The sequence below is a fragment of the Halalkalicoccus jeotgali B3 genome (assembly GCF_000196895.1).
Classification (GTDB): Archaea; Halobacteriota; Halobacteria; order Halobacteriales; family Halalkalicoccaceae; genus Halalkalicoccus; species Halalkalicoccus jeotgali.
Genome location: NC_014297.1, coordinates 216,453 through 230,645, shown reverse-complemented (window position 1 = coordinate 230,645; position 14,193 = coordinate 216,453). Strand labels below are relative to the sequence as shown.

Genomic DNA, 14,193 nt, shown 5'->3' with positions numbered 1-14,193 from the left:
ATCCCGTCCGCGGGTACGAGGGCCATGAACGTCTCCGTCGAGGTCGTCGGCGAGGGGACCCACGACCTCACGCTCCCCGATCCGACCTACGCGGATCTGCTCTCGGAACTCGATCTGAGCCCCCACGAAGTCAGCGTGATGGTCGAGGGCCAGCCCGTCCCCGAGGACCAGCCCGTCGAGGCCGAGCGAGTGCGAGTGCTCCGGCTGATCAAAGGCGGGTGATTCGGGCCGGATGATCCGCGAGGCCCGCGAGGGCGAATCGGAGGCCGTCATGCGGGTGCTCGAAGGGGCGCTTCTGGAGAGCGACCCCGACGCCGTCCGCGGGGCGATCGACCGGGGCGACGTGCTGGTCGCACGCGAGGCGGGCCACGTTCGCGGCGCGCTCGTACTCGACGGGAACCGCGTCGCGGCGGTCGCGGTCGCCCGGCGCCACCGGGCGAAGGGGCTCGGCTCGGCGCTTATCGAACGGGCTGGCGAGCGCGGCGTGCTGATCGCGGACTTTCGTCCCGCCGTCCGACCGTTCTACGAGTCGCTCGGCTTCGAGATCGAGTGCGAAGAGACGAGAAGCGATGGGACCGAGAGACGGTATCGAGGCCGACTCGGGGGTCAGGACTCGTAGGCCATATCGAAGAAGGCGACCTCCAGATCGACGGTGCGGGCGAACAGTTCGGCGACCCGCCGCTGTCTGCGCGCCGAGAGGGCCGGGCCGTGGGCGTCGAGCTGCCCGCGCAACCACGCGACGTAGGCCTCGAACCCTTCTACGATATGAATCTCGATCCACTCCTCGAGATACCAGCGCTCTGGCCCGCGGTCGGCGACGTGGCGCGCCCATTCGAGGTAGACCCACTCGGCGGCGAGCGTCGTCGCGAGGGTTTCCTCGTAGCCGCCCTCGTGGGCCGCCCGGAGCATGAAGTCGGTGAAGGTCCGGGTTATCGGTTCGGGATCGGGCTCGCGCCACTCCTCGTTGCTCACCCCCAGCTCCGCGAACGCCCGCTCGAAGTAGTCGTTCTCGCTGCCGGTGAGCACCGAGAGCTGTTGGCTCAACCGTGCCATCTCGTCCATCGAGGGGGCCTGAGCGACCGCGAGCGCGGTCGTGCGCGCGCCGAGTTCGAGAAAGGCGTAGTCCTGAACGAGGTAGCGCTCGAAGACCGCGTCCTCGAGGGCGTCACTCCCGAGTTCTTCGACGAACCGGTGGCGCGTCGCCTCCGTCCACGCAGGTTCCGAGCGCTCGCGGAGCCATTCGCTGAAGCGGCCCTGGCCGTCGAAGGCGTCGTTCACAGCTCCCAGCCCTCACGCGTGTAGGCCATCTCCCAGAAGGCGTGTTCGAGCCGGGCGCTAGTCAGAAACGCCGCCTCCATCGCCTCGCGCTCGCCGGGATACCGCTCGCCACAGCGGTCGACAAGTTCGCGCATCCACTCGACGACCTCGAGGAACTCCTCGTCGGTGTACTTCTCGATGAAGGGGGTATAGCGGTGCGTGCCTTCGCTCAGCTCGGCCATGTGGGCCGCGACGTCGAGATACCCCTGCCCGCAGGGATAGATCGCGGCGGCGATCTCCGCGAGCGACCCCTCGTGGGCCGTCCGCACGAGGAAGTTCGTGTAGGCAACGCAGGTGGGCGCCTTCTCGACCGTTTCGAGGTCGGCGGGGTCGATCCCGTAGTCGGCGGCGAACTCCCGGTGGAGGTCCATCTCGTAGTCGAGCGTGGTGTGGGCGATGCCCATCAGGTGAGTCATCGTTTCCTCGTCGCGGGCACGCGCGCCCGCCACCGAGAACGTCCGGGCGTAGTCGAGCAGGTACCGGTAGTCCTGTTTCACCCAGTGGAGGAAGGCCTCCTCCGCGAGGGTGCCTGCTGCCAGCTCCGTGACGAAGGGATGCTCGCGCTGGGCGGCCCAGATCGGTTCGCCGAGTTCAAGCAGGTCGTCGCTGAACGCCATGAGCGGGCTTTGCCCCCGTCGGCTATATAACTAGCTGGTAGTATCGACTGATATCACCGGGCCTCGCGTACGAGCTCGCGCCCGCTGTCGAGCAACGCCTCGACGCGGCCCTCGCTCTCGGCTTCGGCGTAGACCCGGAGTTTGGGCTCCGTGCCGCTGGGGCGAACGAGCAGCCACGCGCCACTCTCGAGCAGGAGCTTGAACCCGTCGGCGGTGTTGACGTCCTCAACGGGCTCGCCGGCGACCGAATCGGGAATCGCCTCGGCGAGGGCATCAAGCGTGTGGACCTTCTCCTCGTCGGGGCAGTCGACGCTCACCCGGGACTGGTGGATCTCGCCGTGTTCGGAGAGTAGGCGGTCGACGCGGTCGTCGAGGGACTCGGCGTCGTGGGCCGCGGCGGCTAAAAGCGCCGTCAGCACGCCGTCCTTCTCGGGAACGTGCCCGCGCATCGAGAACCCGCCCGACTCCTCGCCGCCAATCAGGGCGTCCGCCGCGACCATCGCGTCGGCGACCCACTTGAACCCGACCGGCACCTCGATCGCCTCCTGGCCGTGGGCCTCGGCGATCCGGTCGACGAGGAACGTCGTCGAGACGGTCCTGACGGCCGGCCCCGAGTCGCGTTCGAGCAGGTAGTCGTACAGCACCGCGTACAGCAGGTTCGCGTTCAGCAGGCCGCGTTCGGGCGTGACCACCGCGATCCGGTCGGCGTCGCCGTCGTTGGCTACCCCCAACTCGGCGTCGCCGTCGGTGACGCGCTCGATCAGCTCCGCGAGGTTCTCCCGGGTGGGCTCGGGCGAACCCCCCCCAAAGGTCGGGTCCTCCTCGCAGCGAAGCCGCTCGACCTCGGCACCGGTCCGTTCGAGCAACGCGTCGGTGACCCCGCGACCGCTACCGTGGATCGCGTCGTAGGCGACCGAGAGGTCCGGATCGGCACCGACCAGCTCCAGGGCGTGCTCGGCGTGGCCCGAGACGAAATCGACCTCCCGGACTGCGCCCCACTCGGCCTCGGGGAGGGGATCGGGTTCCGCGAGGTTCGCCTCGATGGCCTCGGTGATCTCGGGCAGGGCGGGCGCGCCGTCGGATGGAATGAACTTCACGCCGTTGTACTCGGGCGGGTTGTGCGAGGCGGTGATCATCAGCCCGCCGGCGAGGTCGCGGTCGACGATGTTCCACGACAGCAACGGCGTGGGACGGTCGCGCTCGGGCATCACGACGTCGAAACCGTTGACACAGAGCACCCGGGCGATCTCCTCGGCGAACCCTCTGGAGCTCTCGCGTGCGTCATAACAGACCCCGACGGGGCCGTCGAGGTCCTCCTCAGTGAGGTGCCTGGCGACGGCCTGTCCGACCATCCGCACGCGGGGGGCCGTGAAGGTATCGAGCGTCGCCCGCCAGCCGTCGGTCCCGAAGCTGATCGCGTCCATACGCGGCCATCGGGCCCGGGGAGGAAAAACCGGCGGGTCTTCGGAGTCGTTTTCCTTCCTCGCCACCTTCGTTCGGGCATGAACCCACCGCGCGTCGTCGCCGTCTGTGGCAGCCTCCGCAATAGCAGTTACACCCGTCTCGCGCTCGGTCACGCCCTCGAAGCCGCCCGTGAAGCCGGCGCCTCAACGGCGCTATTGGACCTTCGGGAGTACGACCTGCCCGTCTACGACCCCGACACCGAGGACACCCGCGACGCCGAGGAACTGATGACCGAGATCCGCGAGGCCGACGCCGTGTTGCTGGGAACGCCCGTCTATCACGGCACCTTCTCGGCGGCGCTGAAGAACGCGCTCGATTACTGTGGGTTCGACGAGTTCGAGGACACCACGGTCGGCCTGCTCGCGGTCGCGGGCGGGGGCACCTACGGACCCACCCTCGAACACCTCCGCGCGAGCGTCCGGGCGGTCCACGGCTGGACCCTGCCCCACGAGGTGGGGATCCGCAACGCGAGCGACCGGTTCGATTCGGAGGGGGCGTTCCTCGATTCGGCGCTCGACGAGCGCGTCCGAAAGCTCGGCCGACAGGCCGTCGAGTACGCCTTCATCGACCCCGAGCCGATCACCGAACACACGACCACGGCTCAGTAGTCGACCAGTGCCTCTTTCTCGGCCCGCGAGAGCCGCTTGATCGCGTACTCCCTACTCATCGCATCGGAACGCGTCTCGAAGGATTCGGTGTAGACGAGCGAGACGGGCGTCCGACCACGGGTGTATTTGGCGCCCTCGCCGGCGTCGTGTTCGGCGACCCGCCGCTCGACGTCGGTGGTATAGCCGGTATAGAGGCTTCCGTCGGCACATTCGAGGACGTAGACGTAGTGAGTCATCGGATCCGAAAGGGCTTCGCGTGGTGGTTGGGTTACGGTTCGGATAGCCCCGGAGGGCCCTATGCCTTTCGCGCACGCAATCTCGCGGCCTCCGCTATGCCCGCGTTTGCCGAACAGCTCGGGCAGGCGAAGATGCGCCCGTGTTCGTCGGCGAACACGCGCTCGAACCGCTCGGAGACGTGCGCTTCGCAGTGGTCACAGTGTGGCATCGCGTTCGTTCCGGCAGGACCGCCGTGCCGGTAGGTAGGAGTATGGGAGGACCGAATATATACTCTTTCCAAAATCACTCCAATATTTGCCTTCGGGAAAGATATGTTCGCGAAAGGGGAATCGAATGCGCCGATCGGGGATCCGGAAGTCGGTGAGTCCCTACTATCGTTTTCACATTCCGAACTACGGACGCGCATCGGCGATCGCGCTGGCGATCAGTCCGGCCTGCGTGCCCGCGACGTAGCCCGCATCGACGTTGACGACCGAGAGGACGCTACAGGACTGGAGCATCCCGAGCAGGGCGGCTTCGCCGCCGGCGCCGAACCCGTAGCCGCTGGAGACGGGCAGGCCGATCACGGGGGTCGAAACGAGCCCGGCGACCACGGTCGGGAGGGCTCCTTCGCGCCCGGCGGCGACCACGAGCACGTCCATCTCGCGCAATCGGGGGAGCTGGTCGATCACCCGCGAGAGGTTCGCCACGCCGACGTCCTCGATCCGTTCGACGCGCGCGCCGATCTCGCCGGCGATCACCGCGGCCTCACCGGCCGACCGACGGTCCGCCGTTCCGCCGGTGACGACCCCCACGGAAGCGTCGAGTTCGGGCGGTTCGAACCCCTGCGCGTGGACGACCAGACAGCGCGCGCGTTCGTGGTGAGTCACCTCGCCGTCGAGGACGGTTTCGAGGGCGGTGACCGCCTCGCCGTCGACCCGCGTGATGACCGCCCGTCCCGTCGTTTCGAGGGCAGTTTCGGCGAGAGCGGCGATCTCCTCCGTGGTCTTGCCGGGCGCGAAGATCGCTTCGGGGATGCCGCGTCGCGATTCGCGGGCGGCATCGAAGCGCCCGGCCTCCGTCCTCGCGTAGCCTGCGAGGCGCGCTTGCGCCTCCTCCGGGGTTAATTCGCCCGAATGCACGTCGTCAAGAATGTCGCGAAGTCCCATATTCGGGGGGTAGACCCCCAGCTATTCCTATTCGTCGCCTTCGAATCACGCCGATTTACGAAAACTTATAAAGGCGGCCGGAAAAGGCCCGTTCGTATGGCAGACCTGATCGTCAAAGCCGCCGTAAAGGAAGCACTGTCCGACCACAACGTCTCCTCCGACTTCTACGACGCGCTCGACGAGGAGGTCGAGGAGCTCCTCAACGACGCGGCGCGACGCGCCGAGGACAACGACCGGAAGACGGTCCAGCCCCGCGACCTGTAAGCTGGCTTCCGAGCCCTTCTCGTATATTTTTCCGTCGATCAGCGGCGGCGCTCGCGTTCCTCGACGCCGGTTTCGGTGCCGATCAATACGGTGTCGGCCAGCCCGACGAACAGCCCGTGTTCGAGCACGCCCGGAATCGAAGCGAGCTTTTGGGCGAGGTCGGCAGGCTCCTCGATTCGGCCGAAATCACAATCGAGCACGAGGTTGCCGTTATCGGTGACGACCGGGCCGTCCTTTCGCTCGGCCAGCCGTAGGTCCGGCGTACTGCCCAGTCCCTCGACCACCTCGGAAACGGGCCGGCGCGCGGCGGGCAGGACTTCGAGCGGAACCGGTCGGTCGAGGGTCTCGCATTCCTTCGAGGGGTCGGCGACGATCACCAGCCGGGCGGCGGCGCTTGCGACCAGTTTCTCTCGGGTATGGGCCGCCCCGCCGCCCTTTATCAACTCGAAGCCCGCGATCCGGTCAGCACCGTCGATCGCGATGGCGGGAGCGGCGTCATCGAGCGTCGTGAGGGGGATTCCGACCTCGCGGGCCAGATCAGCCGATTGGTAGGAGGTCGGGATTCCCTGCACCTCGAACCCGTCCTCGACTCGACGGCCGAGCGCACGGATCGCGTGGGCCGTCGTCGAGCCGGTGCCGAGCCCGACGACCGCCCCGTCCGCGACGAGTTCGGCCGCGCGTTCGCCCGCGTTCCGTTTTTCGACCTCACTCCCACCGGTGGTCTTCATGCGCGGCCGGTCGCTCCCCGGGGAAAAAAGCGTTTCAATCGGGTCGGAACCCGTCCGTGCGAGCGCCGGTTCGGAATCGAAAGTCGTCGGGGACCGACCGGAACGCCCCGCTCGCGGTCGAGAACGGGGTTGGGGACGCTCGTATGAGAGCCGGCCGGCGCAAACACCGAACGGGTCGGTCGCCGGCGACCCGATCGCCATCGGATTTCGAAGCGAATCCGGGCGAGAGAACCGGCTATCGCAACCGAAATCGAGGAAATGCCTGCACCCGTATCGGGAAGTGCGATGGCGCTAACAGAGATCGATCACCTGGACGACGAGATGGCCGAGTGCATGGACAACTGCCTGGAGGCCACACAGGCCTGCGAGTGGTGTGCTGACGCCTGTGCCGAGGAAGGCGAGGGCATGGCCGAGTGTATCCGACTGTGTCGGGACGTCGCGGACATCGCGACGCTTCACGCCCGTTTCATGGCGCGCGACTCGGGCTACCACGCGGACCTCGCGGCGGTCTGTGCCGACGCCTGCGAGGAATGTGCAGAGGAGTGCGAGAGCCACGATCACGAGCACTGTCAGGTCTGTGCGGCAGTCCTGCGCGAGTGTGCCGAGACCTGCCGCGGGATGGCCGCCTGAGGCGAGTCACCGGTCACCGCTCCCGCTCGCTCTCGTTTTTCGTGGTGAGGGCCGGCGAGGAGCCGAAAGCGGGTCCCAAAACGGAATGTCAACCGGAACGTGTCACTCCAGCCGGTTGGTGATCGCCTCGGGGTCGTACGCCAGCGAGAGCTGGCGCGAACGACCCCGCCCCTCCATTCCGGCGTAGGAGGTCTCGATGAGCCCCAGATTGTCGAGCTTGTTGACGATCTCCGAGTAGCGCGTATAGCCCAGGCCGGTCTTCTCGGCGAAGGCCTCGTAGACCTCGCCGGCCTGCTCGCCGTCGTGATCGACCAGTACGCCCACGAGCGTCGCCTCGCTGTCGGCGAGCCCCCGCAGGCTCCGCGAGAGGTGGACGTACTTCGATTTCTCGTAGGCCTCCTCGACGTCCTCTATCTCGACGGTTCGACTCGCGCGCATCTCGGCGTTCAGGCCCGCCCGGCGCAGGAGGTCGATCCCGACCCGGAGATCGCCGCTGTCGGCGGTGAACTCCGCGACCCGGTCGAGGACCGTCGTCGAGACGATCCCCTCCCGGAACCCCCGGTCGACGCGCTCGCCGAGGATGTCGACGATCTCGCCGGTGTCGTAGACCGGAAAGTAGACCTCCTCGGGTCGAAAGACGCTCTGAACCCGCGAATCGAGCTCCTCGATCGTACCGAGCGCGAGGTCGGAGGAGACGACGACCACGCCGATCCGCGCACCGGGGTGGGTCTCGTGGGCGCGCAACAGCGAGTAGAGCGTATCGCTGGCCTCGTTCTCGTAAAAGAGGTAGTTCACGTCGTCGAGCGCGACAACGAGCACCTCGTCGGCCTCGACCAGCCGGTCGGTGACCTGCCCGAACAGCTTCTTAAAGGAGACGCCACTGGAGGGCGGCTCGTACTCGAAGATCCCCTCGAACAGCCGCGAGAACACGGCATAGCGCGTCGAGTCGACTTGGCAGTTGGCGTGGACGGTCCGCACCCCCGAATGGCCCGAGAGCTCGCCGAACAGTTTCTGGACGGCGGTCGTCTTGCCGGTCCCGGGCGGGCCCTGCACTAGGGCGTTCAGCGGCCGTGAGCCCCGAACGGCGGGCCGCAGCGCGTACTGGAGGCCCCGAAGCTGGCTCTCTCGGTGTTCGAACGTCTCGGGGAGGTAGTCGATCTCGAAGACGCGCTCGTCGCGAAAGACCGACTCGTCCCACGAGAGCATCCCCTCCTCGGGGTCCTCGACCATCACTTTCACCACGCTCGCCGGCCTATTTAATCGTTCGCCACAGCTCACTCCCCGCGCCAGGAGGGCGGCGCGAGATCGAGATAGAACGCGACGAGGACGTAGCCAACACCGACGACGCCCGCGATCAGCAACTCGGCCCAAAACTCGGTGACGCCGGCGAGGCTGGCGGCGTACAGCGCGGCGTAGGCGAGACTAACCACCGCGCCGAAGTGGACGATCTCGTAGAGGGTGCCATCCCGGTTCATGACTCGAACTTCCCGAGCAGGCGGTCGTAGATCGCCGTCCCCTCCTCGCGGGCGAGCTTCTCGACGATCAGCTCGGGCGTCGAGCGCGCGAGACGGCCCTTCACGGGCGAGCGATTCACCACGAGTTCGCCCTCGGCCAGCCCGACGGCCTCGATCCCGTCGACCGCGAGCTCGCAGTCGGCGGCCGCGCGGATCTCGCGGGCGAGATGGGAGACGAAGACCGCCGTGGTATCGGTTTCGTTGAGCGCTTCGAGGAGGCCGGCGATGATCTTCGCGCTCGCGCCCGGTTCGGTGATGCTCTCGAGTTCGTCGACCAACACCAGTCGGCCCTCGCCCCCCGAGGCGAGGTCGGCGAACTCCTTGACCGTGCCCTCGAAGGCCCCCGCATCGAGCGTGCCCTGGGTCTTGGCGTGGTAGTGCAGTTCCGAAAAGCGCTCCAGTCGGACGCAGTCGGCGGGCACCGGCAGGCCCATCTGGGCGAGGATTACAACGGCACAGACCAGATCCAGCGTCGAGGTCTTCCCGCCGCTGTTGACCCCCGACAGCAGGGTGACGCCCGCCACCGTGTAATCGACGGGTTCGATCGCTTCGAGGGGTTCGGAAAGCAGCGGCGAGCGTCCGCCCTCGATCTCGATGCCCGCCCCACCGAACGCCGGCATCGCACAGTCGAACTCGCGGGCGAAACGGGCGACGGCCAGTTCGACGTCCAGTTCGAGCGCGGCCCGGACCAGCGACGCGGACGGCTCCCGAAACGCCGCGAGGTCCGCGGCGAGGTCACGCTTGCCCCGCGTCGCGCGGCGCTCTTTCCGGGCGACCAGTTCCTCGCGAAGCCGCCCGACGACGCTCTCGTCGTGCTCGACCGGAAAGGTCGGCTCCTCGGGGAAGGCGTTGCGGGCGATCTCGCTCTCGCCCGAATCGAGCGCGAGCGCGTCGATCAGGTGCTCGCGGGCCGCCTCCACGGCGGCGTCGTACTCGTCTGCGAGCTCCCGGGAGAGCAGCGAGTCGATGCCCGCCCCCCGCTCGGCAAGCGAGAGCAGGTCCGTCCCCTCGATGGTCACGTCGCGTTTCTCGATCGCCCCCCTGAGGGAGTCGTTGGCGACGCTTTCTGCGGTGTGGACGCTCGCGTCGAGGTCCGAAACCGCCCGCGAAAGGCGTTCGAGTTCGGCGTCGTCTTTCACCTCGCCGTCGGGGCCCAGCCGCGAGAGCGCGTCGTCGAGGGCGGCGAGATCACAGGTCGGGTCGAGGTCGGCCGTGCGGTGAACGGCGATCGCCGCACGGATCGACTCCCGGTTGCCCGCGAAAAACGAGAGGGTTCGTTCAGGAACGGTCTCGGCGGGATCGTCGAGGGCGTCGGGCCGGACCCGCACGTCACCCGCTACCTCCACACCGGTGAAGGCCTCGTCGAGTGCGATCACCGTCGAGTAGCCCCGTGCGAGGTCCGCCAGCCCGCGGGCGTCCTCGCAGACCTCGACCGGGAGTTCGGGCACGGCCTCGCGTGCGGCGGCCAGCGTCTCGGCGTCGCTCGTGACCAGACAGCGATCGCGTACCCGGACCTGGCGCGGCGCTTCGAGGGGTGTGACCCCCGCCAGCGCCCCCCGAACGTCGGGGTCGGGATCGCGGTCGGTCGCCCGCTGGGCGAACGACTGGACCTCCTCGATCCGGGAGGACGAGGACGAAGGGTAGAACGTCTCGAGGCGGCGTTTTGCGTACGAGGTGACCGCCCGTTCCTGCAGCAGGGCGAGCAGCTCGCGGTGGATCTCGCGGGCGCGGTCGGTCCGCAACAGCCGCGAGGAGTCGTCGTGTTCCCGACGGATCGCACCGCGGGCGATCCGGGCGGCCCGGCCCTCGCTGATCCCCGGCGCGCCCGCGAGGGCGGCGACGTCACCCTCCCGGAGTGCGCGTTTGGCGTCCTCGAGTTCGGCGAGCGCGCTCGCGGTCTTCGCGCCCACCCCGGGGATCGACTCGAACTCCATCAATAGGCTCACTACCGGCGCGAACGCAAAAACGTCCCGGCCGCACCCCGCGAGAGCGCACGGCTTTTGTCCGCGGGCGAGCAAGGGCGGGGCATGTCCACGGAGGAGAAACTGGCCGCCGCCCGCGCGGACCTCGCCACCGAAGAGGGGGTACTCGTCGCCTTCTCCGGGGGAGTGGATTCGAGCGCCGTCGCCGCCATCGCCTACGACGCCCTCGGGGAGGATGCCGTGGCCTGCACCGCGAAAAGCGAGACGCTGCCCGATGCCGAACTGGAGGACGCGAGACGGGTCGCCGGGGAGATCGGCATCCGCCACGAGATCGTCGAGTTCTCCGAGCTTGACGACCCCGAGTTCGTCAAAAACGACGGCGACCGCTGTTATCACTGCCGGTCGATGCGACTCGGTAAGATGTTCGAACGGGCCGCGGAACTCGGGATTCCGGTGGTGTGTGACGGCACCAACGCCTCGGACCCCGGCGAGGGACATCGGCCGGGCCTGCAGGCGGTCGCGGAACTAGACGCGCGCTCGCCGCTTTTGGACCACGACATCACCAAGGACGACGTACGGGAGATCGCCGCTACGTATGACCTCTCGGTCGCCGAGAAACCCGCGATGGCCTGTCTCTCGTCGAGGATCCCGACCGGGATCGAGGTCACCGAGGAGCGACTCACTCGCGTCGATAAGGCCGAAGCCCTGCTACGGGGCTGGGGCTTCTCGCAGTTTCGCGTGCGGGATCACGACGGACTGGCCCGCATCGAGATCGCGCCCGAGGAACTGGAGGAGGCACTGGACATCGAGTTCGTCCGGGCGACCCGCGCACACATGAACGACCTCGGCTTCGAGCACGTCACGCTCGACTTACACGGCTATCGGACCGGCAGCGTCAGTCCCGAGGGGGCCGACCCGGCCACGGAGACGGAAACGGACCTGCTCGATACGCAGTACCCCACGGTCGAGTAGCGTCAGTCGGTCGTCGGGCGGTCGTCCGCGTCGGTCTTGGCCTCGGGCCCGGGGCGTTCCTCGACGACGTCGATGGGGATGCCTGCGGGGGTCTCGTCGCGCTCGCCGAAGCCGGCGCTCAGGATCCTCGTGAGCGCTTCCTCGACCGTGTCGTCGGTCTCGATGACGTCCTCCTCCTCGACCTCGATGACGAACCCGCTGGTGATGTTGGGCGCGGTCGGCAAGAAGAGGAGTTTCCGACCGTCGGGAGCCTCCCGTCCGGTCTTGAACGCGGTCATGCGGATGTTCTCCCAGGTGTTTACCTTCACCGGCGCCTGAAGGTCCTCGGTCCCGGTCAGGGCGGTCTCGACGGCCATCTTCGAGGCGTTGTAGACCACCCGGAGGCCGGGCACGCTGTTCATCACGCTGTCGATTCCGGCCTCGACCAGCGAGCCGATCGCGGTGCGCATCAGATAGCCGACGGCAAAGACGAGCAGGACGAACACGGCGAGCGTGATGAGCACACGGAGGGCGGCGTCGTCGATCGACTGGGTCAGCGGGAGGTTCGCGATGAACCGAAAGAGCCAGTAGACCACCCAGACCGTGACGATGATCGGGACGAGGACGACCAGCCCGCTGGCCATGTCCCGCTTCCATGTCGACATCGCTCCCCTCTTACTGGGCCGGGCTAAAAGAGTTGTTCATCGGCCCAGAATCGCCCGTAGCGCGAACCCAGCGTTCTCCTTTCGTTCCATCATCCGGCGGTAGAAATACGAGAGCCATTTCCCGCCGTAGGGGGCGTACTGGTAGACCTCGTACTCGCGGGCGAGGTCCTCTTGGGCGTCCTCTCGCACCCCCATCAGCATCTGGATCTCGAAGTCGGTGTCGTGTTCGGCGTGAAGCTCCCGGGCCCGATCGATCATCACGGGGTCGTGGCTGCCGAGCGCGATCCCGCCCTCGTAGTGTTCGAACAGATACTCGAGGTGCTCCTGGTACACCTCGTTGATCCGCTCACGACTCTTGTAGGCGATCGCGGGCGGTTCGTCGTAGGCACCCTTTACCAAGCGGATCTTGCCGGGGACGTCCCTGAACCGTTCGAGGTCCCCGCGGGTGCGTTTGAGGTTCGCCTGCAGGCAGACGCCAAGGCCCCCGCCTCGCGCCTCGACGAACTCCTCGAAGGCGTCGAGCGTGGCGTCGGTGGTGGTGTGATCCTCCATGTCGATCCAGACGAACCGGTCGTATTCGTCGGCGGCGTCGACGATCCCTCGGAGGTTGTCCCGGAAGCGTGCCTCGCTGACATCCAGCCCGATCTGGGTGGGTTTGACCGAGATGCAGGCATCGAGGTCCGTTCCGCCGAGATCGGCGAGCAACGCGGCGTAGGCCCGGGCGTCGTCGTCGGCGGCCGTGGGGTCCTCGTAGTGTTCGCCGAGCAGGTTGAGGATCGCGCCGATGTCGCGATCATTGCACTCGCGGGCGTGTTCGAGGGCGGTCGCGGGGGTCTCCCCGGCGACGAACCGGCGGGCGATCGGTGGGAGCATACGTCGCCTTCGGCCCGCCGGACTTTAATGATGGACGTGCGCGGGCGAACCGTTGAGCATTAAATCGTTCGGCGGTTCGGGGTCGGTATGGGCCCGCTCGAACTCCTCGTCGTCGCCTTCTGGGTGATGTTGCCCGCGTACGTGCCGAACAACGCCGCCGTCCTCGCGGGCGGGGGCGCGCCGATCGACGGCGGCCGGACCTGGAAGGGCCGCCGGCTGTTGGGGGACGGCAAGACCTGGCGCGGGACGATCGTCGGCACGCTGATCGGGATCGGCGTCGCCTACCTGCTCAACGTCTTCCAACCGACCGCCGTTTCGGCGTTCGGCGTGTCGGTTCCCACCTTTCCCCTCGCGGTGATGATCACCCTCCCGCTGGGAGCGATGCTCGGGGACATGGCCGCCTCGTTTATCAAGCGTCGTACCGGGCGCAACCGGGGCGCACCCCTTCCCGGCGTCGATCAGCTCGATTTCGCCGTGGTGGCGCTCGTCCTGACCGCGCTGGTCGCCTTCGAGTGGGTCCTCGCGGTCTTTACGCTCCCGCTGTTGGTGGTCGTGTTCGTCGTGACGCCGGTCCTCCACGTCGTCACGAACGTGCTCGCCTACCTCTTCGGGTTCAAACACGAGCCGTGGTGATCGCGGCCGAGGCCGTATGAGTCGCATTCGGGGGACCGACCGACAACCGGCGAACTAAAGCCCCCGTCGTGAGAACGCCCGCCATGCGCTCGCACGAACACGCGGCGATCGGCGCGCTCTGTAGTGCGCTGGCCGCGGCCCTCCTCGCGCGCGGTCGCTCGCTCCCGACGAAACTCGCCCTCTGGACCTACGGCCTGCTTTTGAGCGTGTTCATCGACCTCGATCACTTCGTCATCGCGCGGCTGAAGACCGGCAGTTGGTCCTATCTCACACGGGCGGTTCGTCACCCGATTTGGGCGTTCACCGAGCAGGAGTCGGTGTTCCCCGACGTGCGTATGAAACTCGAACGCCTGACGAGCCACGTCCTCATCGGCGGCGCCCTCGTCCTCGCGTTCCGACCGGCGAGTCGCCTGCTGGCGACGTTCAGCGCGGTCGTCGTCTACGCGCACGTGCTGGCGGACCTCCTGCGGGAGATCGAGGTCGCCTGATCAGGGCGATCAAGCGCTGATCAGGTACTCCCCGCCCCGGTCCTCGATGCGCTCGACGTCGAACCCCAGGTCCGAGAGTACGGCCTCGACGCCCGCGGGACTGGTTTTGTCTCGTTCGCGACGTCGCCGTTCAC

The 14,193-nt window shown here is 67.6% G+C and carries 20 protein-coding genes; 8 read left to right on the top strand and 12 right to left on the bottom strand.

Features of this window, described 5'->3' with window-relative positions:
- Nucleotides 1–24 precede the first annotated feature (24 nt).
- On the top strand, nucleotides 25–222 hold the full coding sequence (gene samp2 / locus HACJB3_RS01125; protein WP_008418798.1) for a ubiquitin-like small modifier protein SAMP2: 198 nt from the start codon (nucleotides 25–27) through the stop codon (nucleotides 220–222).
- Nucleotides 223–232: 10 nt separating this feature from the next.
- A complete protein-coding gene (locus tag HACJB3_RS01120; protein ID WP_008418799.1) occupies nucleotides 233–619 on the top strand; it encodes a GNAT family N-acetyltransferase in 387 nt (128 codons plus the stop codon).
- Here HACJB3_RS01120 and HACJB3_RS01115 read toward each other — a convergent pair.
- The 3 genes from HACJB3_RS01115 to HACJB3_RS01105 are packed head-to-tail and all read right to left on the bottom strand — an operon-like array spanning nucleotide 607 to nucleotide 3,358.
- Entirely contained in the window at nucleotides 607–1,278 is a 672-nt protein-coding gene (locus HACJB3_RS01115) for a TenA family protein (RefSeq protein ID WP_008418801.1), read from the bottom strand. The genes HACJB3_RS01120 and HACJB3_RS01115 overlap by 13 nt on opposite strands.
- Nucleotides 1,275–1,934 carry a thiaminase II gene (tenA, locus tag HACJB3_RS01110; RefSeq protein ID WP_008418803.1) on the bottom strand — a complete coding sequence of 220 codons (660 nt, stop codon included), beginning with the start codon at nucleotides 1,932–1,934 and terminating at the stop codon, nucleotides 1,275–1,277. Before tenA ends, HACJB3_RS01115 begins: the two co-directional genes overlap by 4 nt.
- 53 nt (nucleotides 1,935–1,987) lie before the next feature.
- Nucleotides 1,988–3,358: a phosphoglucomutase/phosphomannomutase family protein gene (locus tag HACJB3_RS01105; protein WP_008418806.1), complete on the bottom strand. Its 1,371-nt coding sequence runs from the start codon at nucleotides 3,356–3,358 to the stop codon at nucleotides 1,988–1,990.
- A 78-nt stretch (nucleotides 3,359–3,436) separates the two neighbouring features.
- Between HACJB3_RS01105 and HACJB3_RS01100 the strand changes: the two genes are divergently transcribed.
- Entirely contained in the window at nucleotides 3,437–4,006 is a 570-nt protein-coding gene (locus tag HACJB3_RS01100) for an NADPH-dependent FMN reductase (RefSeq protein ID WP_008418808.1), read from the top strand.
- Here the strand turns inward: HACJB3_RS01100 and HACJB3_RS01095 are convergent.
- From HACJB3_RS01095 to larB, 3 genes are all read right to left on the bottom strand, one after another.
- On the bottom strand, nucleotides 4,000–4,242 hold the full coding sequence (locus HACJB3_RS01095) for a GIY-YIG nuclease family protein (RefSeq protein ID WP_008418810.1): 243 nt from the start codon (nucleotides 4,240–4,242) through the stop codon (nucleotides 4,000–4,002). The two genes, HACJB3_RS01100 and HACJB3_RS01095, sit on opposite strands and share 7 nt — an antisense overlap.
- A gap of 59 nt (nucleotides 4,243–4,301) precedes the next feature.
- A complete protein-coding gene (locus HACJB3_RS20050; RefSeq protein ID WP_008418812.1) occupies nucleotides 4,302–4,451 on the bottom strand; it encodes a DUF7563 family protein in 150 nt (49 codons plus the stop codon).
- Between the two features lie 184 nt (nucleotides 4,452–4,635).
- Nucleotides 4,636–5,391 (bottom strand): nickel pincer cofactor biosynthesis protein LarB, encoded by a 756-nt coding sequence (gene larB, locus HACJB3_RS01090; protein WP_008418814.1) that lies wholly within the window; start codon nucleotides 5,389–5,391, stop codon nucleotides 4,636–4,638.
- Nucleotides 5,392–5,487: 96 nt separating this feature from the next.
- Here larB and HACJB3_RS01085 point away from each other — a divergent pair, with 96 nt between their 5' ends.
- Nucleotides 5,488–5,655 (top strand): DNA-binding protein, encoded by a 168-nt coding sequence (locus HACJB3_RS01085; protein ID WP_008418816.1) that lies wholly within the window; start codon nucleotides 5,488–5,490, stop codon nucleotides 5,653–5,655.
- Nucleotides 5,656–5,693: 38 nt separating this feature from the next.
- On the opposite strand, the gene rpiA is transcribed toward HACJB3_RS01085, so the two are convergent.
- Nucleotides 5,694–6,383, bottom strand: coding sequence for a ribose-5-phosphate isomerase RpiA (gene rpiA, locus HACJB3_RS01080; protein WP_008418818.1), 690 nt, complete (start codon nucleotides 6,381–6,383; stop codon nucleotides 5,694–5,696).
- A 285-nt stretch (nucleotides 6,384–6,668) separates the two neighbouring features.
- Between rpiA and HACJB3_RS01075 the strand changes: the two genes are divergently transcribed.
- A complete protein-coding gene (locus HACJB3_RS01075) occupies nucleotides 6,669–7,013 on the top strand; it encodes a four-helix bundle copper-binding protein (protein ID WP_008418820.1) in 345 nt (114 codons plus the stop codon).
- 102 nt (nucleotides 7,014–7,115) lie between these two features.
- Here the strand turns inward: HACJB3_RS01075 and HACJB3_RS01070 are convergent, their stop codons facing one another.
- From HACJB3_RS01070 to HACJB3_RS01060, 3 genes are read right to left on the bottom strand one after another with little or no spacing between them, the layout of a single operon-like run.
- Entirely contained in the window at nucleotides 7,116–8,243 is a 1,128-nt protein-coding gene (locus HACJB3_RS01070; protein WP_008418822.1) for an ORC1-type DNA replication protein, read from the bottom strand.
- 44 nt (nucleotides 8,244–8,287) lie between these two features.
- On the bottom strand, nucleotides 8,288–8,488 hold the full coding sequence (locus HACJB3_RS01065) for a hypothetical protein (RefSeq protein WP_008418824.1): 201 nt from the start codon (nucleotides 8,486–8,488) through the stop codon (nucleotides 8,288–8,290).
- Nucleotides 8,485–10,461 carry a helix-hairpin-helix domain-containing protein gene (locus HACJB3_RS01060; RefSeq protein ID WP_008418827.1) on the bottom strand — a complete coding sequence of 659 codons (1,977 nt, stop codon included), beginning with the start codon at nucleotides 10,459–10,461 and terminating at the stop codon, nucleotides 8,485–8,487. The genes HACJB3_RS01065 and HACJB3_RS01060 overlap by 4 nt, the downstream gene beginning before the upstream one ends.
- A gap of 93 nt (nucleotides 10,462–10,554) precedes the next feature.
- On the opposite strand from HACJB3_RS01060, the gene larE reads away from it, so the two are divergent.
- Entirely contained in the window at nucleotides 10,555–11,421 is an 867-nt protein-coding gene (larE, locus tag HACJB3_RS01055) for an ATP-dependent sacrificial sulfur transferase LarE (protein ID WP_008418829.1), read from the top strand.
- Between the two features lie 2 nt (nucleotides 11,422–11,423).
- On the opposite strand, the gene HACJB3_RS01050 is transcribed toward larE, so the two are convergent.
- Together HACJB3_RS01050 and HACJB3_RS01045 are read right to left on the bottom strand one after the other, a co-directional pair.
- Nucleotides 11,424–12,065 (bottom strand): DUF502 domain-containing protein, encoded by a 642-nt coding sequence (locus HACJB3_RS01050; RefSeq protein WP_049934198.1) that lies wholly within the window; start codon nucleotides 12,063–12,065, stop codon nucleotides 11,424–11,426.
- A 36-nt stretch (nucleotides 12,066–12,101) separates the two neighbouring features.
- The gene (locus HACJB3_RS01045) at nucleotides 12,102–12,938 is read right to left on the bottom strand and encodes a proline dehydrogenase family protein (protein ID WP_008418833.1); all 837 of its coding nucleotides are present in this window, start codon (nucleotides 12,936–12,938) and stop codon (nucleotides 12,102–12,104) included.
- 87 nt (nucleotides 12,939–13,025) lie between these two features.
- Between HACJB3_RS01045 and HACJB3_RS01040 the strand changes: the two genes are divergently transcribed.
- Both HACJB3_RS01040 and HACJB3_RS01035 read left to right on the top strand, forming a co-directional pair.
- Nucleotides 13,026–13,571, top strand: coding sequence for a CDP-2,3-bis-(O-geranylgeranyl)-sn-glycerol synthase (locus HACJB3_RS01040; protein ID WP_008418835.1), 546 nt, complete (start codon nucleotides 13,026–13,028; stop codon nucleotides 13,569–13,571).
- A gap of 83 nt (nucleotides 13,572–13,654) precedes the next feature.
- Nucleotides 13,655–14,059: a hypothetical protein gene (locus HACJB3_RS01035; protein ID WP_008418837.1), complete on the top strand. Its 405-nt coding sequence runs from the start codon at nucleotides 13,655–13,657 to the stop codon at nucleotides 14,057–14,059.
- The last annotated feature ends 134 nt before the right edge of the window (nucleotides 14,060–14,193 follow it).